This is a genomic window from Bartonella sp. 11B (assembly GCF_002022625.1).
In the GTDB taxonomy this organism is placed as follows: Bacteria; Pseudomonadota; Alphaproteobacteria; order Rhizobiales; family Rhizobiaceae; genus Bartonella; species Bartonella rochalimae.
This window is the reverse complement of the sequence record NZ_CP019783.1, coordinates 1,532,501-1,552,500: the sequence shown is the minus strand read 5'-3', so window position 1 is coordinate 1,552,500 and position 20,000 is coordinate 1,532,501. Positions and strand designations below refer to the sequence as shown.

At 40.4% G+C, this 20,000-nt stretch carries 12 protein-coding genes, 1 tRNA gene, 2 rRNA genes and 1 pseudogene (1 of these 16 cut by a window edge); 12 read left to right on the top strand and 4 right to left on the bottom strand.

The genetic code is table 11. The annotated features are described in order from the left end of the window. From Bho11B_RS06710 to Bho11B_RS06700, 3 genes are all read left to right on the top strand, one after another. Nucleotides 1-2,148 (top strand): 23S ribosomal RNA (locus tag Bho11B_RS06710) (it extends 663 nt beyond the left edge of the window). An 87-nt stretch (nucleotides 2,149-2,235) separates the two neighbouring features. After that, nucleotides 2,236-2,350 (top strand): 5S ribosomal RNA (rrf, locus tag Bho11B_RS06705). Between the two features lie 88 nt (nucleotides 2,351-2,438). Further along, nucleotides 2,439-2,515: transfer RNA gene (locus Bho11B_RS06700), tRNA-Met, on the top strand. A gap of 550 nt (nucleotides 2,516-3,065) precedes the next feature. Here the strand turns inward: Bho11B_RS06700 and Bho11B_RS06695 are convergent. Then, nucleotides 3,066-4,163: a TIGR04086 family membrane protein gene (locus tag Bho11B_RS06695; protein ID WP_078674114.1), complete on the bottom strand. Its 1,098-nt coding sequence runs from the start codon at nucleotides 4,161-4,163 to the stop codon at nucleotides 3,066-3,068. Between the two features lie 599 nt (nucleotides 4,164-4,762). Between Bho11B_RS06695 and hisS the strand changes: the two genes are divergently transcribed. After that, nucleotides 4,763-6,250, top strand: coding sequence for a histidine--tRNA ligase (gene hisS / locus Bho11B_RS06690; protein ID WP_035007453.1), 1,488 nt, complete (start codon nucleotides 4,763-4,765; stop codon nucleotides 6,248-6,250). A 142-nt stretch (nucleotides 6,251-6,392) separates the two neighbouring features. Here the strand turns inward: hisS and Bho11B_RS06685 are convergent, their stop codons facing one another. Beyond that, entirely contained in the window at nucleotides 6,393-6,917 is a 525-nt protein-coding gene (locus Bho11B_RS06685; RefSeq protein ID WP_035007454.1) for a peroxiredoxin, read from the bottom strand. Between the two features lie 207 nt (nucleotides 6,918-7,124). On the opposite strand from Bho11B_RS06685, the pseudogene Bho11B_RS06680 reads away from it, so the two are divergent. After that, nucleotides 7,125-8,752, top strand: a pseudogene (locus tag Bho11B_RS06680) (alpha-D-glucose phosphate-specific phosphoglucomutase). A 26-nt stretch (nucleotides 8,753-8,778) separates the two neighbouring features. Here Bho11B_RS06680 and fumC read toward each other — a convergent pair. Then, nucleotides 8,779-10,167 carry a class II fumarate hydratase gene (fumC, locus tag Bho11B_RS06675; RefSeq protein ID WP_035007456.1) on the bottom strand — a complete coding sequence of 463 codons (1,389 nt, stop codon included), beginning with the start codon at nucleotides 10,165-10,167 and terminating at the stop codon, nucleotides 8,779-8,781. Nucleotides 10,168-10,455: 288 nt separating this feature from the next. Between fumC and groES the strand changes: the two genes are divergently transcribed. From groES to Bho11B_RS06640, 7 genes are all read left to right on the top strand, one after another. Beyond that, nucleotides 10,456-10,752: a co-chaperone GroES gene (gene groES / locus Bho11B_RS06670; protein ID WP_035007457.1), complete on the top strand. Its 297-nt coding sequence runs from the start codon at nucleotides 10,456-10,458 to the stop codon at nucleotides 10,750-10,752. Nucleotides 10,753-10,808: 56 nt separating this feature from the next. Further along, on the top strand, nucleotides 10,809-12,452 hold the full coding sequence (gene groL, locus Bho11B_RS06665) for a chaperonin GroEL (RefSeq protein WP_035007459.1): 1,644 nt from the start codon (nucleotides 10,809-10,811) through the stop codon (nucleotides 12,450-12,452). A gap of 201 nt (nucleotides 12,453-12,653) precedes the next feature. Then, nucleotides 12,654-12,992: a zinc ribbon domain-containing protein YjdM gene (locus tag Bho11B_RS06660; RefSeq protein WP_035007461.1), complete on the top strand. Its 339-nt coding sequence runs from the start codon at nucleotides 12,654-12,656 to the stop codon at nucleotides 12,990-12,992. A 587-nt stretch (nucleotides 12,993-13,579) separates the two neighbouring features. Continuing rightward, nucleotides 13,580-14,410 carry a ferredoxin--NADP reductase gene (locus tag Bho11B_RS06655; RefSeq protein WP_078673963.1) on the top strand — a complete coding sequence of 277 codons (831 nt, stop codon included), beginning with the start codon at nucleotides 13,580-13,582 and terminating at the stop codon, nucleotides 14,408-14,410. A gap of 483 nt (nucleotides 14,411-14,893) precedes the next feature. Then, nucleotides 14,894-15,811, top strand: coding sequence for a rhodanese-related sulfurtransferase (locus tag Bho11B_RS06650; protein ID WP_035007464.1), 918 nt, complete (start codon nucleotides 14,894-14,896; stop codon nucleotides 15,809-15,811). Between the two features lie 641 nt (nucleotides 15,812-16,452). Next, on the top strand, nucleotides 16,453-17,586 hold the full coding sequence (locus Bho11B_RS06645; RefSeq protein ID WP_078674122.1) for a type III PLP-dependent enzyme: 1,134 nt from the start codon (nucleotides 16,453-16,455) through the stop codon (nucleotides 17,584-17,586). Between the two features lie 71 nt (nucleotides 17,587-17,657). Continuing rightward, a complete protein-coding gene (locus Bho11B_RS06640; RefSeq protein WP_035007467.1) occupies nucleotides 17,658-18,242 on the top strand; it encodes a GNAT family N-acetyltransferase in 585 nt (194 codons plus the stop codon). A 164-nt stretch (nucleotides 18,243-18,406) separates the two neighbouring features. Here the strand turns inward: Bho11B_RS06640 and Bho11B_RS06635 are convergent, their stop codons facing one another. Continuing rightward, nucleotides 18,407-19,999: a DHA2 family efflux MFS transporter permease subunit gene (locus Bho11B_RS06635; RefSeq protein WP_078674163.1), complete on the bottom strand. Its 1,593-nt coding sequence runs from the start codon at nucleotides 19,997-19,999 to the stop codon at nucleotides 18,407-18,409. Nucleotide 20,000: the final 1 nt, after the last annotated feature.

The following is a 20,000-nucleotide window of genomic DNA, read 5'->3' as shown; positions in this document are numbered from 1 at the left end:
TAGGTGTAGGCGTAGCGAAAGCGAGTCTGAACAGGGCGTTCAGTTCGTTGGATTAGACCCGAAACCGAGTGATCTAGCTATGAGCAGGCTGAAGGTAAGGTAACACTTACTGAAGGGCCGAACCCGTATCTGTTGCAATAGATTGGGATGACTTGTGGCTAGGGGTGAAAGGCCAATCAAACTCGGAAATAGCTGGTTCTCCGCGAAATCTATTTAGGTAGAGCGTTAGTTTTATTCTCCAGGGGGTAGAGCACTGGATGGGCTAGGGGTCCTCACCGGATTACCAAACCTAACCAAACTCCGAATACCTGGAAGAAATAACTGGCAGACACACGGCGGGTGCTAACGTCCGTCGTGGAAAGGGCAACAACCCTAACCACCATCTAAGGTCCCCAAGTTATGGCTAAGTGGGAAAGGATGTGAGGATCCCAAAACAACCAGGATGTTGGCTTAGAAGCAGCCATCATTTAAAGAAAGCGTAACAGCTCACTGGTCTAAATAAGGGTCTTTGCGCCGAAAATGTAACGGGGCTCAAGCCATACACCGAAGCTGTGGATTTACTCTTATGAGTAAGTGGTAGCGGAGCGTTCCGTAAGCCTGTGAAGGGAGACTCGTGAGAGCTCCTGGAGGTATCGGAAGTGAGAATGCTGACATGAGTAACGATAAAGGGAGTGAGAGACTCCCTCGCCGAAAGTCCAAGGGTTCCTGCTTAAAGTTAATCTGAGCAGGGTGAGTCGGCCCCTAAGGCGAGGCCGAAAGGCGTAGTCGATGGGAACCACGTTAATATTCGTGGACCTGTGGGAAGTGACGGATTGCGTAAATTGTAAGGTCTTATTGGATTGATCTTGCAGTGAAGGAATTCCAGGAAATAGCTCCCACGTATAGACCGTACCCGAAACCGACACAGGTGGACAGGTAGAGAATACTAAGGCGCTTGAGAGAACTACGTTGAAGGAACTCGGCAAATTGCACGCGTAACTTCGGAAGAAGCGTGACCCTTTAGCGGGCAACCGTTAAAGGGTGGCACAGACCAGGGGGTAGCGACTGTTTACCAAAAACACAGGGCTCTGCGAAGTCGCAAGACGATGTATAGGGTCTGACGCCTGCCCGGTGCTGGAAGGTTAAGAGGAGATGTGCAAGCATTGAATTGAAGCCCCAGTAAACGGCGGCCGTAACTATAACGGTCCTAAGGTAGCGAAATTCCTTGTCGGGTAAGTTCCGACCTGCACGAATGGCGTAACGACTTCCCCGCTGTCTCCAACGTAGACTCAGTGAAATTGAATTCCCCGTGAAGATGCGGGGTTCCTGCGGTTAGACGGAAAGACCCCGTGCACCTTTACTATAGCTTTACACTGGCATTTGTGGCGATATGTGTAGGATAGGTGGTAGACTTTGAAGCAGGGGCGCAAGCCTTTGTGGAGTCGTCCTTGAAATACCACCCTTATCGACATGGATGTCTAACTGCGGTCCGTTATCCGGATCCAGGACAGTGTATGGTGGGTAGTTTGACTGGGGCGGTCGCCTCCTAAAGAGTAACGGAGGCGCGCGATGGTAGGCTCAGAACGGTCGGAAATCGTTTGTTGAGTGTAATGGCATAAGCCTGCCTGACTGTGAGACTGACAAGTCGAGCAGAGTCGAAAGACGGTCATAGTGATCCGGTGGTCCCGTGTGGAAGGGCCATCGCTCAACGGATAAAAGGTACGCCGGGGATAACAGGCTGATGACCCCCAAGAGTCCATATCGACGGGGTTGTTTGGCACCTCGATGTCGACTCATCGCATCCTGGGGCTGGAGCAGGTCCCAAGGGTATGGCTGTTCGCCATTTAAAGCGGTACGTGAGTTGGGTTCAGAACGTCGTGAGACAGTTCGGTCCCTATCTGCCGTGGGTGTAGGAATATTGACAGGATCTGTCCCTAGTACGAGAGGACCGGGATGGACGTATCTCTGGTGGACCTGTTGTGGCGCCAGCCGCATAGCAGGGTAGCTATATACGGACGGGATAACCGCTGAAGGCATCTAAGCGGGAAACCCACCTGAAAACGAGTATTCCCTGAGAACCGTGGTAGACCACCACGTTGATAGGTCAGGTGTGGAAGTATGGTAACATATGAAGCTTACTGATACTAATCGTTCGATAGGCTTGATCGTTCTCATTCCCTCTATTCATTTAAAAAAACAAAACAAATTAAAATAGCAATAAGACAACTTCTCTTTCCTTTCTATGCTTTTCGCTGACTTGGTGGTTATGGCGGAGCGCCTGCACCCGATCCCATCCCGAACTCGGCCGTGAAACGTTCCAGCGCTGATGGTACTTTGTCTTAAGGCACGGGAGAGTAAGTCGCTGCCAGGTCTGCTAAGCGCATAGAAAGAATTCTTCAACACTCTTCAAAAAAATATCTAAAAATCGTCGTATCCTTTCTGCGACAATTCTTCCGTGACGCGGGGTGGAGCAGCCCGGTAGCTCGTCAGGCTCATAACCTGAAGGCCGCAGGTTCAAATCCTGCCCCCGCAACCAGTCTCGGATCAATAAGTTTGTATCAATAAAATAATCCTTAAAATAAACGCGACAAGAGATCGGTAGGCGATCCAACACAAAAAAAGACTCCTTCCTCTTTGGAGCGGTGTTGTTGGGGGAATAATAAAAAACCACTGGAAAAAGATCCTTCTCAGGTGAGACATCCGTTTTGAAGGCATGATGCATCATGAGGGAAAATATCCAGGTCACTTCAAATCAATGTACTAGACGTCAAGAGAGAAGCGGGAAGAGGATCCGTTTCAGATGAGACGTCCGTTTTGAAGGCATGGATGCGTCATGAGGGAAAATACCCAGGTCGCTTCAAATCAATGTACCGAGACGCCAAGAGAGAAGCGGGAAGAGGATCCGTCTCAGATGAGACGTCCGTTTTGATGGCATGGTGCATCATGAGGGAAAATACCCAGGTCGCTTCAAAGAAAAAGGGTCTTTAATAAAAAAGCTGCACACGTGGTGCAGCTTTTGTAAAGCTGGTTTTACTTTGTAGAGTTCTTAAAGGTTGATCAGCCTCTTTTGTCTCAAAATCGAAATTTTACAATGTGTAAGAATGAGACCGTCTCTTATGACCATAATATCCAGAAATGCTGGCAATTACAGCACCAAGAAGGCTCGCAAAAAAACTCCACAATCCAATCTTAGAAGCTGTGCTTATGGCTTTATCCGCAATTGCAAAACTGTTTTGGGCTCCTTTATGAGTAGGAGCATTCTGCGAGAGAGCTTCTACCTGTTTGTTCAGTGATTGAATAGCTTCTTTAGTTTTTTTGTTCGCTGTTTGATAAATATCAATCGCACGTTCTGCAGTATTTTCTGCTTCAGCTTGTGATAGTCCATTGTTTGTCAGCTGATGGATGACATCGCGACGATCAATCTGGGTGTTCAGCTTTTTAACACGATCCGAAAGGCGTTCGCCGAGTTGTTTAACCAAAAGACGATAGTTAGAAGGATCATTCTTAAAAGATGTGATGGTAGAACGAAGGTCTTTGACTGATTCTCTATAAGCGTTATAGAGATTGTCCGGATTGAGGGCTGGAATATCACTTTTATTTAAAAGTGCCTGTAAGTCATTGCTGAGTTTGTTAAAATCAAACAGAGCATTCCTTTTATCGTTGAAAAAATCCTCAAAATTTTTACGGTCTGTGAGAGGAACAAGTTTGCCACCTTCTGAACTAAAATCACTGATCGCTTGTTTCGTTGTTGTTGCAACTCCTGAAACAGTCTTAGCGCCTAAATGAGCTGCGCCAGAAAGTAAAATTGCACTTTGGAGCGCCACCAAAAGCATAAAAAGGGCCCAGGTCAAAAAACCGTGAAGCGCTCCTGAGTGATCCGAAAAACGACCAGCAACATAACCTCCAAGACCAAAGCTTAGACAAAAAATAAAAATTGAACTCACCCCAACAGAGAGAAAACTCTTCTCTAGTGAAAAGGGAGAAAAAAAGGTCATTTGGTTTAAGCCTAAGGCTGCTAACAAAAATGAAAAACAAACCGATGTTGCTAAAAGCGTTAGTAATCCAGCAAAAATCGAGGACCAAGATAAAACAGACGGTCTATAGTGACAACTTTCCGTCTCTAAAGAAAATTCGCCTGTAAAATGTCGCTCTAAGGGATGCTTCGTTGGGATCCGCGTTTCCATATCTCTCTCTCCTTCAATAATTCTTAAACTTAAAATGAGAAAAACCAATGCAAGTTCCAAAAAAAATGAAAAAAGGAAAAAACAAACTGAAATCAAAATGCTAAAAAGCTTAAGAAGGAGACAAAATAATACGCAACAAGTATAGCCTATCTCACTCCGCACTGTGAAAAAAGAAAATCACACAAACAATATTGCTCAGACTTCTTCAAAAGGAGAAACCATACAAAAAAACATAAAAATGAAAAAAAACAAAAACTGTCAACTCGCTGAGCATTTTAAAGTAAGCAACAGATAACAGAAAAATAATCCAAATATACAATAATTAAATATCAAATAAGAAATTGGAAAAGGCCTTAAGAGAATGATTTTAAAAGCGTGAGGAAAGATTTTATGAGATAAAGCTTTTTGATTATATGTTGTTTTTTAGCTTCTTTGATGGCACGTTTAGGGAAAAATTGATATCATTAAGTTGGTGATAGAGGTGATATTGTGGTGGTGTATAACCGCAATTATATAAAATCGTTGCAGCGTTTGTTATGATAAGATAGACACAGTGATCTATCAAGACACATTGCTGCTATTGCTGCTAGAGAAAAACAATGGCTATGAAACAAGAAAGAACAAAAGCCCGTTTACCCCGCGGTTTTATTGACCGCACAAGCGCGCAATTATATAGTATTGAAACAATGGTTGCTCAAATTCGTGAGGTTTATGAACTTTACGGTTTTGAGGCATTGGAAACGCCGATTTTTGAATATACGGATGTTCTTGGTAAATTCTTGCCCGATTCAGATCGACCAAATGCGGGTGTTTTTTCTTTGCAAGATGATGATGAGCAATGGATGTCTTTACGCTATGATTTGACTGCTCCGTTAGCTCGTTATTTTTCCGAGAATTTTGAAACTTTACCTAAGCCCTATCGAAGCTATCGTTATGGGCCAGTTTTTCGGAATGAGAAGCCAGGACCAGGACGTTTTCGACAATTTATGCAATTTGATGCCGATATTGTTGGGGCACCAACGGTGTTGGCTGATGCAGAAATCTGCATGATGGCAGCAGATAGTCTAGAAAGATTAGGGATTCAGCAGGAAGATTATGTTATTCGTTTGAATAATCGGAAGATCTTGGACGGCGTTTTGGGATTGATTGGTCTTGGCGGAAAGGAGCAGGAGGAGAAACGCTTAACTGTTCTGAGAGCTATTGATAAGCTCGATAAATTTGGTTCAGAAGGGGTTCGCTTGCTTTTAGGGCAGGGGCGTTTGGATGAAAGTGGTGATTTTACCAAAGGAGCGGGACTAAAGGACAAAGAAATTGAGTGTGTTCTTGCTTTGATGGCTGTTAGTGCTGAGACAGCTGAGGAAACAATTGATAATCTGAAAAAGATGGTTGAGCATAGTGATCAAGCGCTTGAAGGTCTCTGTGAGCTTGAAGAAATGCAAGCGATTTTTGCTGAAAATGGCTATCAGAACCGTATCAAAATTGATCCATCAGTTGTGCGAGGATTAGAATATTATACAGGACCTGTTTTTGAAGCTGCTCTACTTTTTGATATTTTTAATGATGATGGGCAAAAAGTTGTGTTTGGATCTGTTGGTGGAGGGGGACGTTACGATGGGCTGGTTGCTCGCTTTCGTGGGGAAAATATTCCAGCAACAGGTTTTTCTGTTGGTGTTTCACGTTTGATATCTGCTTTGCAAAATCTTGGCAAACTTCCTGTGAAGGAAACGATAGGTCCCGTTGTGGTTTTAATGATGGATAAAGAACCAGAAGCTCTCGTACGCTATCAAAAAATGGTCATGCGTTTACGCCAAGCGGGGATTCGATCTGAACTCTATTTAGGTGCATCAGGGATTAAAGCACAGATGAAATATGCTGATCGGCGTCGTGCGCCGTGTGTAGTTATTCAGGGGGCACAAGAGCGCCAAGAAGGAAAAATTCAGATCAAAGATTTGGTCGAGGGAGCACGTTTATCCCACGAAATTAAAGATAATCAAACATGGCGTGAGAGTCGACCAGCACAAATAACTGTCGATGAAGATCAACTCGTTCAAACAGTTCAAAATATTCTCGTTTCTCAAAGATCATAGAATCTTTAAGGCTCAAAAATCATAAAATCTTTAGGAACGGAAAAAACTTAAAAATCCCTTCCCTTTTTTATATAAAAAATAAGGGAAGGGAGGGAAAAATCAGGTGGGAAAATAACCGCTACTGGGAAAATAACCGCTACAATTACCCTTGTAGGATCTTTAAAATATTTTGTGGTGAGGAGACTTCGTAAGGATCTGTGGCACAATTGTCTGATATGCCTGGCTCTTCAAACCATTGTTCAATTATGCCATCCTGAATCACAGCAGCATAGCGCCATGACCGCATACCAAAACCGATATTATCTTTGGCAACCAACATTCCCATTTTCCGTGTAAATTCACCCGATCCATCGGGAATAAGTTTCACATTTTTAATGCCTTGGTCTTTTCCCCATGCATTCATAACGAAAGCATCATTTACGGAAACGCAATAAATTTCATCAATACCTACTTTTTTAAATTCATCATAGAGTTTTTCAAAATCAGGAAGTTGAAAAGTTGAGCAAGTAGGTGTAAAGGCTCCGGGCAGGGAGAAAAGAATAACCCGTTTTCCTTTGAAATAAGTGTCGCTGTTGACATCTTGCCACCGATAAGGATTATCGCCACTCACTGATTCATCACGAACACGTGTGTGGAAGGTAACATTGGGAACTTTTTTTCTAAACATGATTGCACTCCTGTGCTTTATATAAGAAGGGTATTTCCGACAATTTTGAGTTTTGTTTTATCTTTAAGGATGTCGTATAGTTTCTTTAATTTGCAGGTATTTTATGTTTGCGTCAAGAGAAATTAATAATCAATTTTAAGGGAGTATTCATGTTTCAATTAAGTCATTATGCTTTGCAGGTGTCAGTATGACGGCGAATATTATTTCATGACGGTGAATATTATTTCGACAACGGCTTTTAAAGATCAAAAGCTTGGAACGTCTGGTTTGCGCAAAAAGGTATCGACTTTTCAACAGCCTCATTATGTTGAAAATTTTATTCAATCTATTTTTAATACTGTGGGACCTCTTAAGGGAAAATTGCTCATTTTGGGAGGAGATGGACGCTATTTAAATCGGACACTTATTCAGATCGTGTTAAAAATGGCTGCTGCCAATGGTGTTGGATGTATTAAAGTCGGTAAAGGAGGGATTTTATCTACACCTGCTGTTTCGCATCTTATTCGCAAGTATCATGCTCATGGTGGTATTATTTTCTCGGCAAGTCATAATCCTGGAGGAGAACAGGGTGATTGCGGGATAAAATATAATATTTCTCATGGGGACCAGCACCTACTTCTTTGTGTAATGCTATTTTTGCTGCATCACAACATTTGTCTTTTTATAAAATTGTTGACGTTTCAGAGATCAATTTAGATAGGCAAGGAACGGTATTTATTGGGTCTATGCAGGTTGATGTGATCGATCCCGTTGCAGATTATAGTGCGCTGATGCAGGAAATTTTTGATTTTGAGTGTATTGCTCAAGCGGTTTCTGAAGGATTAAACTTCCGGTTTGATGCAATGCATGCTGTGACGGGCCCTTATGCGCAAGAAATTTTTGAAAAATGCTTAGGATTTCCTGAAGGAACAGTTGTTCATGGAATACCTTTACCGGATTTTGGTGGCAAACATCCAGATCCGAATTTGGTTCATGCTAAGGATTTATATGATTTATTAATGTCAGAGAAAGGGCCTGACTTGGGAGCTGCTTCTGATGGCGATGGAGATCGTAATCTTATTATTGGTCGCCAACAATTTATCACTCCTTCTGATTCTCTTGCGATTATGGCTGATCATGCTTCTTTAATTAAAGGATATCGACGAGGTCTTGTGGGCGTTGCACGCTCTATGCCAACTGGGCGTGCTGTCGATTGCGTTGCAGAGAAAAAAGGATTGAATTTGTTTGAAACGCCAACGGGGTGGAAATTTTTCGGAACACTCCTTGATGCTGGAAAAATAACTTTTTGTGGGGAAGAAAGCTTTGGCACAGGGTCGGATCATGTGCGCGAAAAGGATGGATTATGGGCTGTTTTATTCTGGTTGAATCTTCTTGCTGTTACAAAAAAAACAGTGGCGCAAATTGCTCAACAGCATTGGCGTACCTATGGACGTTTTTATTTTTCACGATATGATTATGAAGAGGTGGAGTCCCACAAAGCTTTTGCAATGGTAGAACAATTATCCGCATGCTTACCAGAGCCAGGAACAAAAGTAGCTGGATTAACGGTCGAAAAGGCCGATGATTTTATTTATCATGACCCCATTGATCATAGTGTGAGTATACGGCAAGGGGTCCGTATTTTTTTTGACAATGGGGCACGTTTAGTGGTTCGTCTTTCTGGGACGGGAACAACAGGAGCTCTTGTTCGGCTTTATCTTGAACAGTATGAGGGAGATCCCCGTAAGCATAATCAAGATCCACAACAAGCTCTTCATCCTTTAAAGCAAGCTGCTTTTGAGGTGTTAAAAATCAAACATCATTTAGGACGAGAACAGCCCGATATTATTACATAAACGTTTTTTTGGCAATAATTCTTCTCTTATTGTGGATGAATCATCTTTTGAGGATCAACAAGTCGATCATAATCAGCAGCAGAAACACCTGCTTTTAAAGCTTCTTCACGGAGACTTGTCCCATTTTTATAGGCTGTTTTAGCAATTTCAGCGGCTTTTTCATATCCAATTTCTGGAGCAAGAGCAGTAACCAACATGAGAGAACGTTCCATCAAAGCGTGAATATGCTCTCTATTTGCTTGTAATCCTTGGATACAATATGTCTCAAAAGAGCGCATACAATCTCCTAAAAGATTAAGTGATTGCAATACATTATATCCAATAACTGGCTTATAGGTATTGAGTTCAAAATGTCCTTGGCTGGCAGCAAATGTGATGCAGCTATGGTTGCCAAAGACTTGGCAAGCAACCATGGTCAAAGCTTCACATTGTGTTGGATTGACTTTTCCCGGCATGATAGAAGAACCTGGCTCATTTTCTGGAAGGTTCAACTCACCTAATCCTGAACGAGGTCCCGATCCTAAGAAACGAATGTCATTGGCAATTTTGAACAGGTCAGCTGCTAAGGCATTGAGGCTGCCATGAAAATGCGTAAGAGCTCCGTGATGAGCGAGCGCTTCAAATTTATTATGAGCGGTTTTGAAAGGGATCCCTGTAAGAGTGCTTATTGTTTCGGCAAATGCTTTATCAAAGCCCGATGGAGCATTGAGACCTGTTCCGACGGCTGTGCCTCCTTGAGCAAGCATTTGAACATCGGTGAGTGCTGTTTCAATTCGTGTGCGATTGGCTTCTAGAGCGGTACGATAGCCTGAAAATTCTTGTCCTAATGTAAGAGGTGTTGCATCTTGAGTATGGGTTCGCCCGATTTTGATGATGTCGGTAAATTCTTTTTCTTTTTTCTGTAGGCTCGCAATAAGGGCATCAAGAGCTGGTAACAGATGTTGGCGTGTTTGCAGTGTGGTGGCAATATGTAAGGCTGTGGGAAAGGAATCGTTAGAGGATTGGCTCATATTCACATGATCATTCGGGTGAACTGGTGTTTTGCTTCCAAGAGCTCCTCCCAAAAGGACATTAGCATGGTTGGCAATGACTTCATTGACATTCATATTGCTTTGTGTGCCGGAGCCTGTTTGCCAAACAGAAAGAGGAAAATGAGCATCGAATTTTCCTGCAAGGACTTCATCAGCTGCAGTAACAATCGTTTGCCCGATATTTTGCGGAAGTTTTCCTTTTTCCATATTAACGAGAGCTGCGGCTTTTTTAATAAGACTTAAGGCATAAATTACGGTCAAGGGTTGTTTTTCTATCCCTATATTAAAATGATGAAGGGAACGTTCCGTTTGTGCTCCCCAATAACGATCATTACGTACGGCGATTGTTCCAAAACTATCAGTTTCTTGACGAGTTGTAAGCATGACGACCCCTATGATGATTCATTTAAGTTTTTTATACTATAGATTAATCAAAGAAAAATTAAGTGCTAAAATTTTTTATAATGGAAAACAGTTAACAAGACTATTGCTCAAATTTTCCACGAGAGAAAACGGAGGACGACAAAAAGGTGCAGATTAATTTTTATTGAGAACCCTTGACATTGTAACAAGGCATTTTTATATTTGTTTTATTGTTAGCACTCGTCGCAAGAGAGTGCTAATAGGAACTTAAGATTAATTCAGTTATATTAAGTTTTAAGGATATAAAACATGGCTAATATACAATTCCGCCCACTTCACGATCGTGTCGTTGTTCGTCGGGTTGAATCTGAAAATAAAACAGCTGGTGGGATTATCATCCCTGATACAGCAAAGGAAAAACCTCAAGAGGGTGAAATTATTGCGGTTGGGAATGGTGCTCTCGACGATAATGGAAAGCGCGTTCCTCTAGAAGTGAAAGCAGGAGACCGCGTCTTGTTTGGCAAATGGTCTGGAACTGAAGTTAAGATTAATGGTGAAGACCTCTTAATCATGAAAGAGTCTGATATTATGGGAATTTTGGGTTAATCCAATTTCTCAATTATTTTATTTGATTATTTAAGACAACTCCAAGGAGAAATTAAATGGCTGCTAAAGAAGTCAAATTTGGCCGTGAAGCGCGTGAGCGTTTATTGCGCGGTGTTGATATCCTTGCTAATGCTGTTAAGGTAACGCTCGGCCCTAAAGGGCGCAATGTGGTAATTGATAAATCATTTGGCGCGCCTCGTATTACAAAAGATGGTGTATCTGTTGCAAAAGAAATTGAATTGGAAGATAAGTTCGAAAATATGGGCGCGCAAATGTTGCGTGAAGTGGCTTCGAAAACCAATGACATTGCAGGTGATGGAACAACAACAGCTACTGTTTTAGGACAAGCAATCGTACAAGAAGGTGTAAAGGCTGTTGCTGCTGGGATGAACCCAATGTGTCTCAAGCGTGGGATTGATGCAGCTGTTGAAGAAGTCGTTGAAAATCTTTTCAAAAAAGCAAAAAAAATTCAAACTTCAGCAGAAATTGCGCAAGTTGCAACGATTTCCGCAAATGGTGCTGTTGAAATTGGGAAAATGATTGCCGATGCTATGGAAAAAGTGGGCAATGAAGGCGTCATCACAGTGGAAGAAGCGAAAACAGCTGAAACTGAATTAGAAGTTGTTGAAGGTATGCAATTTGACCGTGGCTATTTGTCTCCTTACTTTGTGACAAATGCTGAAAAGATGGTTGCTGATCTTGATGATCCTTATATCCTGATTCACGAAAAGAAACTGTCTAATTTGCAATCTTTGCTTCCTGTTCTTGAAGCAGTTGTGCAATCCGGTAAACCTCTCCTTATTATCGCAGAAGATGTGGAAGGTGAGGCTTTGGCAACCCTCGTGGTTAATAAATTGCGTGGTGGTTTGAAAATCGCTGCTGTTAAAGCTCCAGGATTTGGTGATCGCCGTAAAGCGATGTTAGAAGATATTGCTATCTTAACATCGGGTCAGGTTATTTCTGAGGATGTTGGCATTAAGCTTGAAAATGTTACCTTAGATATGCTTGGACGTGCAAAGAAAGTTAATATCACTAAAGAAAACACAACCATTATTGATGGTGCTGGGCATAAGGCTGAAATTACTGCACGTGTTAACCAGATTAAAGCACAGATTGAAGAAACAACTTCTGACTATGATCGTGAAAAACTGCAAGAAAGACTCGCAAAACTTGCTGGTGGTGTTGCCGTTATTCGTGTTGGTGGTGCAACAGAAGTTGAAGTGAAAGAAAAGAAAGACCGTGTTGATGATGCCTTGAATGCAACACGAGCAGCTGTAGAAGAAGGTATTGTTGCTGGTGGTGGAACTGCACTCTTGCGTGCTGCAAATGCATTGACTGTCAAAGGAAAGAATCCTGATCAAGAGGCTGGTATCCACATTGTACGCCGTGCTTTACAAGCGCCAGCACGTCAAATCGCGATGAATGCAGGTGAAGAAGCGGCAATTATTGTTGGCAAGGTGCTGGAAAATAATTCAGATACGTTTGGTTACAATACCGCGACAGGGCAATTTGGTGACTTGATTGCTTTAGGAATTGTTGACCCAGTAAAAGTTGTCCGTTCTGCTTTACAGAATGCTGCATCGATTGCAAGCCTTCTTATCACAACAGAAGCAATGGTTGCTGAACTTCCAAAGAAAGAGACACCAATGCCTCCAATGGGCGGTGGTGGAATGGGCGGAATGGGCGGAATGGATTTCTAAGTCGCCTTCGTCAAAGATAAAAGAAAAACGGGCCTACTGGCCCGTTTTTCTTATGCTTGTTCTTTCATTTTATGACCAAATCAGCTAACAAATTTTTGCTTTGCTCATTTCAGTATATCTTGTGTTCAATAGATCTTTTTTCTTGTTTTATTGGATGCATGATTTACGATCAATAATTTCTCTTGAACAAAGGCGGGATGTATGACTCAATTGCCTCAGTGTCCTCAGTGTGATGGTCTTTATACTTATGAAGACAATGGTCATTTTATTTGTCCTGAATGTGCGCATGAGTGGCCTCAAAACAAGAATGAAAAGCTTCCTATCTCTTTTGAAGTTTATGATGTTAATGGTCAGCTTTTAGCAAATGGTGATAGCGTGATGGTCATTAAAGATCTTAAAGTGAAGGGGTCTTCATCTGTTTTAAAAAGCGGTACAAAGGTTAAGAATATTCGTTTGGTAGAGGGAAATCATAATATTGATTGCAAAATACCTGGAATTGGTCAGATGGCTTTAAAGTCAGAATTTGTAAAAAAAGTTTAATACCAAAAAATGATCATCCTACACTGATGCTCTCTTTTTCAATAATAAAAGGAAGGAAGAGAGAGAAAAGAGCGTCAAAATACTCATTTTTATTTTGCAAGAAAGTATCCAATTCTTACTTGCTCTTTATTATAGAGAGAGAAATATTCTTCTTTTCTTCCTGTACTGTTTTTTATGCACTCCATAAGTTTTTTGAAAAAATAGTTATTCATATCAAAAGTTTATGAGCAGAGTCAGTAAAAGAAGAGAGAGCATAATAGTAAAATAGTATTGTGTTTTGGATCTTGTTTGTTAAGAATTTAAGTCATTGGTGAAGAATGCAATGGATGCCGAATGAGAGACAAAATATCTTTTATCGGAATTCTATAAGATTACAGTTATTACTGTTGCACTTGACTTTACTATTCGTTATTCCATTTTTTTCCTTTTGCATTCATGGTATAATACATATCTATCCTTAATTCAGTATATAAACTATTGAATCAATAGTTTATATTGTAAAAAAATATCAGTAGATGATTATGCAGGGATTATACTATTTATAAAATGTATTATTAAATGTTGTATCAAAATATAAGGAAGAATTTATGAGCGCATCAGCAACCAATGTTCAGTCAAATATCGAGAATGTTGCTTTAAATTTTCCAATTCCTGAAAATGTGTTTGCGCTTACTGTTCAAGAGGTTCATCATTATACGGATAATTTATTTAAATTTCGCCTTAATCGTCCGGAAAGCTTTCGTTTTCGTTCGGGCGAATTTGTTATGATTGGTTTGCCGAATGCAGAAAAGCCAATTTATCGCGCTTATTCAATTGCAAGCCCATATTGGGATGAACAGCTCGAATTTTTTTCGATCAAGGTTCCAGGAGGACCATTAACAGAACATCTTCAAAAAATTAAAATTGGTGATACAGTTTTAATGCGTAAAAAATCGACTGGAACTTTAGTTCTTGATGCTCTTATCCCTGGAAAACGTCTTTATCTTCTTTCAACAGGGACAGGTGTTGCTCCTTTTGCAAGTCTTATTCGTGATCCCGAAACATATGAAAAATTTTCCCAGGTGGTGCTTATTCAAACAACACGTGTGTGTAATGAACTGACATATGCGAAAGATCTTGTTGCTTCTTTAGAGCATGATCCGTTAGTTGGTGAATATGTAAAACAGTTGAAATTTTATCCTATGACCACCCGCGAACCTTCAGAATATATGGGACGCATTACCACTGTTATGGAAAGCGGTGCTTTTTTTGAAAGAACTGGATTGCCGAAAATCAATCCTACGGAAGACCGTGTTATGATTTGTGGTTCGATGGCAATGCTGAAAGATTGTGCTAGGATATGTGAAACCTTTGGTCTTGTTGAAGGAGCCAATAATGCCCCGGCGACTTATGTTGTGGAACGGGCCTTTGTGGGATAAAAGAGCAACCTGTTTTACAGAATAAAAGGTGCTCATTCGTTTTTTAATTTTTCCATTCCGATCGATATGAGGAAACATTTCAATAAATTCTCTTTGTGAACTCTATTTATTAGATGAACACAGAAAGTGGTAAGGTATTCTTATATTATTATAGCTTTCTGTAAGAAAAATTATATTTGAACAAAAGATAATTCAGGATTTGAAGAAGAGTGATTTCATCAGCAACTTCGGCTGAAAATGAAGATATGCATAACTTGTCCTGTCTTTCTTATTTGAAATGCGCCTATGGGTAGGAAAAATAATTACCTTTATAATCATAATAACTGAGGAGCTGTGATGCTGGGATAGTGTCATTTTCTTTTGATAAGGGTGTTCTCTTTTCATAAAAAGATATTCTGCGTGTAGAAGCAAATGACAGAATAATATAAAAGAAAAGGACGAATAGTTCTTGAAATTAAATAAAACCCGCGTTATGTCGATGTTATGGAAAAGAAATTTAAAGTTGCTGCTCTTTATTGCTTTGCAGATTTGAAGCATTATAGTCAATTGCAAAAGCCTTTGCTGAATTTATGTCAGACAAATGGCATTAAGGGAACTCTTCTTTTAGCAAAAGAGGGAATCAACGGCACTGTTGCTGGTTCCTGCAGTGCAATTGAAAAGTTAATAGATTTTATCACTGCAGAGCCTACATTTCAAATGCCCGAGATTAAATATTCATGGGCTTCAAAAATGCCTTTTCATCGTTTGAAGGTGCGGCTAAAAAAAGAAATTGTAACAATGGGGATTGAAGATGTTAATCCGTTAAAAGTTGTTGGAACGTATGTAGCACCTGAAGACTGGAATGCTCTTATCCAAGATGAAGAAACACTTTTAATCGATACACGGAATGATTATGAATATGCGCTTGGGAGTTTTCAAGGAGCCATTGATCCTTGTATTAAAACATTTCGTGAATTTCCTGAGTGGATTATGAAACATGAAAGCGATTTGAAAAAGAAAAAGAAAATTGCTATGTTTTGTACAGGGGGTATTCGGTGTGAAAAATCAACCGCTTATGTCCGTAGCCTTGGTTATGATCAAGTTTATCACTTAAAAGGTGGTATCCTCAAATATTTGGAAACTATCCCAAAGGAAAACAGTTTGTGGCAGGGAGAGTGTTTCGTTTTTGATGAGCGTGTTTCTGTAGGACATGGTCTCGAAGAATGTGGACGCGAATTGTGTCGCGCCTGTCGTTCCCCTCTTAGTGCTGAAGATAAGCTATCCTCTCATTATGAAGAAGGTGTCTCTTGTGATGCTTGTTATAATACGCGGGATGAAAGTGATAGACAACGCTTTCGGGAACGTCATAGACAATTTCAATTATTAAAATTGCGTGCAGCGTATCCTCATTGTGAACAATAAAAGCCTTCTTTTATATCATTTTTAAAAAAGAATATTTTAAGACTGAACATTCTCTAATTTATGGTTAGATATACAGATAATAAGGGTACAAGCTTGTTCTTGTTTCCGAGTGATATGTTTCTTTTTTGCATCATTTTTTGATTAAAAGTTAAAAAAGTTTTAAAATTAAAAAAAATGATTGAAATGAATAAAAATTGGCTTTATACGCGATGTTGCCCAAAGTCGCACGTGCCTGTGGGTGTCCGCTGGTTCTCAAATGGTGGGATTAACCGGTACGGTACCTGGAACTAACCGCTCCAGTCATTCTTATGACCAATCAAAAGAATGAGGACATCTTGAAGCAACGACGGTGCGGGCCTTTCTGGTGTCTTCCAGCTGTTCAAATGCTGGGATAACTAAAGAGGCACACCTCATTGCCTTCAGTGCGGAATTGGCTTCTCAACTCCAATCAAAAAGGCAGACAACGTAGAACAATGCGGTTTTCGCGCTGTTTTTTCGTGGCATGCAATGCTTATTTCTTCCCGGTTGTTTTTAATCGGGTGAGAGAGTGGATGTATGTCTTTTGTTTTTTTTGCTATTGGCAGCGTTTGCTGCTCATTGGCGTAAAGTTAGGGATGTCTTGTCCCTAGGGAGAAGTGCAAATGGCAACGCAACGTATTCGCGATTTTCTTGCAACGCATCGTTCTGAAGGGCCCTGTTTGGTTGTTGATCTTGATGTTGTTCATGAAAATTATTTAAATTTTGAAAAGGCTCTTCCACAGTCACGTATTTTCTATGCAATCAAAGCAAATCCAGCACCTGAGATTTTGCGCTTGCTTGTTTCTTTAGGATCGTCTTTTGATGCTGCTTCTGTAGCAGAAATTGAAATGGCTTTAGCGGCAGGTGCTACAGCTAATCGTATTTCTTTTGGTAATACGATTAAGAAAGAGCGCGATATTGCGCGTGCGCATGCGCTTGGTATTTCACTTTATGCCATTGACTGTTTTGAGGAAGTAGAAAAAGTTGCTCGTGCTGCACCGGGAGCTCGTGTTTTTTGCCGCGTTCTTACTGATGGAGAAGGAGCAGAGTGGCCGTTATCGCAAAAATTTGGCTGTGTTCCTTCTATGGCTGTTGATGTCTTACGTTATGCGCATCACTTAGGTCTGCAGGCCCATGGTGTTTCCTTTCATGTGGGTTCTCAGCAGACAGATTTGAATGCATGGGATCGTGCTTTATCGGATACAGCTTTTGTTTTTAAATCTTTGGAACAAGAAGGTATTCAGTTGCAATTAGTGAATATGGGCGGTGGTTTTCCGACACGTTATTTGAAAGATATTCCAACAGTGCAAACCTATGGTATGTCCATTTTTGATGCATTGAAAAAATATTTTGGGAATCGTATTCCTGAAACAATTATCGAGCCAGGGCGCGCGATGGTAGGTAATGCGGGTGTTATACGCACAGAGGTTGTTTTGATCTCTAAAAAAGGAAAAAATGATAACGTCCGTTGGGTTTATCTTGATATTGGCAAATTTAATGGTCTGACTGAAACTATGGATGAAGCCATTCGCTATCCTATTGAAACGGCTCATGATGATCAAGCAATGGAACCATGTATTTTAGCTGGTCCGACGTGCGATTCGGCAGATATTATGTATGAAAAAACGCCTTATTTGCTTCCTCTTTCTTTAACAATAGGTGATGAACTCTTGATTCATGGGACCGGTGCTTATACAACAACTTATGCATCTGTTGCATTTAATGGTTTTGAACCTTTACGATCGTATGTAATTTGAGATTTTGTATAAGGTACCTCTCTATTTTTGCCTAATGGGGTGTTTAAGGTGCGGTTTAATGGGTAACAGAGATGAAAAAGATTCATTTTCAAGCAAAAAATGGTGCACGTTTTACGCTTATGTCTGAGCAAGAAGCCGATGCTCTTCATCGGGAGAAACTTCTCGATTTGGTCATGGGAGAAGAACGTAAGCATAAATCATCAGAAATTTTACGTTGCGGCCGGTTTCCAGCTTTTGGACTTTCTTTTGTTGTTAAAAATTTTCTTGATGAGCTCGTAGGAAGTGTGCGTCTTTGGAATATTACTTTTCACAAAGGGCAAAATGAGATTCAAGGTGCTTTGCTTTTAGGGCCTTTAGCTGTGGCAACTGAGTGTTCTGGTCTAGGCATTGGGTCAGTTTTAATGCAGCATTCAATTGAAACAGCAAAACAATTAGGCCATGGTGCTATTTTCCTCGTGGGAGATTCTGAATTTTATCAGCGTTTTGGTTTTTCAAGTCATTTAACAAAAAATTTCGCTATGCCTGGAGTTTATGAAAAACATCGTTTTCAAGCTTTGGAATTGATCCCTCAATATCTTATTGGATGTCATGGTCTTTTAGTTTCAAGTGGAGACCTACAGGATTTAAGCCATAATCAGCATTATAAAGTAGCTTAAGATTTTAGAGTATTTCATTTTACTTGTTTGTTCATAATAACGCTGAGGCTATTTTTTCGTTTTTCATTCATGAAGTCATATCATTGATATTTAAGAATATGGTTAAATTCTTTTGTTGATACATTCAGTACCATAAATGCCTATTGCCCTTTATAACATGAAACTTAATGGCCGTGAGGAATATCAGCAGAGGGTGATATTTTTTTAAGAAAAACGGTTAAGAAGGTTAAAAGACTAAAGAGAATAGTCATCATAAAGAAAATATCGCTAAAAGCCATAACTGTCGCTTGTGTGAAAGTGATACCAAAAAGTTGTAATAAGGCAAGGGCATGTGAATCAAACGTATAAGAATGGAAATACATGGTGAGCTTTGCAAGCATTTCAGTTGCTTGGATATTTCCTGCATGGATGGTTTCAGCTATTCGTCCGTAATGGAGAGCAGAGCGTTCCATCATAACAGTACCGATAATAGCAAGTCCTACTGCACCGCCGAGATTGCGTGTTAAATTAAAAAGCCCAGAGGCATTTTTCATTTTCTCTGGTGATAATGACCCAAAGGCAATGTCATTAATAGGAACCATACAGAGCATAATAGAAAACCCACGAAAAATTTGAGGCCAAAAGAGTTCCCAAAAACCCCAATCGTCGGTAACCGCAGTGGCTAGCCAGGTTCCCCATGCAAAGCTGGTGAGTCCTATAGCAATCATAAGACGTGCATCAATACGTGTTGAAAGAAATCCAGCTATAGGAGCCGTCAAAAACATAGCTAAACCTGAAATAAAGAGCGTTTCTCCAATCATAAGAGCATCATAATGACGTATTTGACTTAAATAGACAGGATAAAGATAGGTAAGACCATAAAGTCCTATTCCAAGCATAAAGGAGAAAATTGCTGCAATCGAAAAATTTCGATTCGAAAAAGCTGTGAGATCAACAATTGGTTCTTTAGCAGTAAAAGCTCGCCAAAAGAATAAACTAGCCGCTAAGATCATAATAATAAAAAGATTGAAGATCAGTTGATCATTTAACCAATCATGACGTGCACCTTCTTCTAAAATATATTCTAATGATCCCAAGAAGATTGCCATAGAGAAAAGACCCCACCAGTCAAATTTAGTTATGAGAGAGGGTTCTGCTTTATCAAAATCAATTAATTTCCAAGTTAAAATTGAGATAATAATTCCAAAAGGTACATTAATGAGAAAAAGCCAATGCCATGATAAGACATGACAGAGATATCCTCCCACTGTTGGACCAATTGTAGGCGCTAATGTTGCGACTAGGCCAACGATAGGCGAAACGATTGATTGTTTAGAGGGAGGAAAAAGTGTATACGAAGCAACAAAAACACTGGGGATAATGCCTCCGCCAATAAAGCCTTGGAGTGTACGGTAAAAGGTCATCTGCTCAATAGATGTTGCTGTAGCACAAAGAATAGATGCAATGGTAAAGCCAGCTGCTGAGAAGCTGAAGAAAATCCGTGTTGATAACAAACGCCCTAAAAAACCAGAAAGAGGCAACATAATAACTTCAGCAATAAGATAAGACGTTTGAATCCATGAAATTTCATCAGCACTTGCTGATAAACCGGCTTGAATTTCAGCTAAAGAGGAAGAAACAATTTGAATATCTAAAATAGCCATGAACATACCAAAAGTCATAGCTATGAAGACTATGATTTTACGTATGTCTATGCTCTTTTTAGCATCAGTAGATGCAAGAGAATCTGTAGATGCAAGAGGTGTCGGATTTTTCATG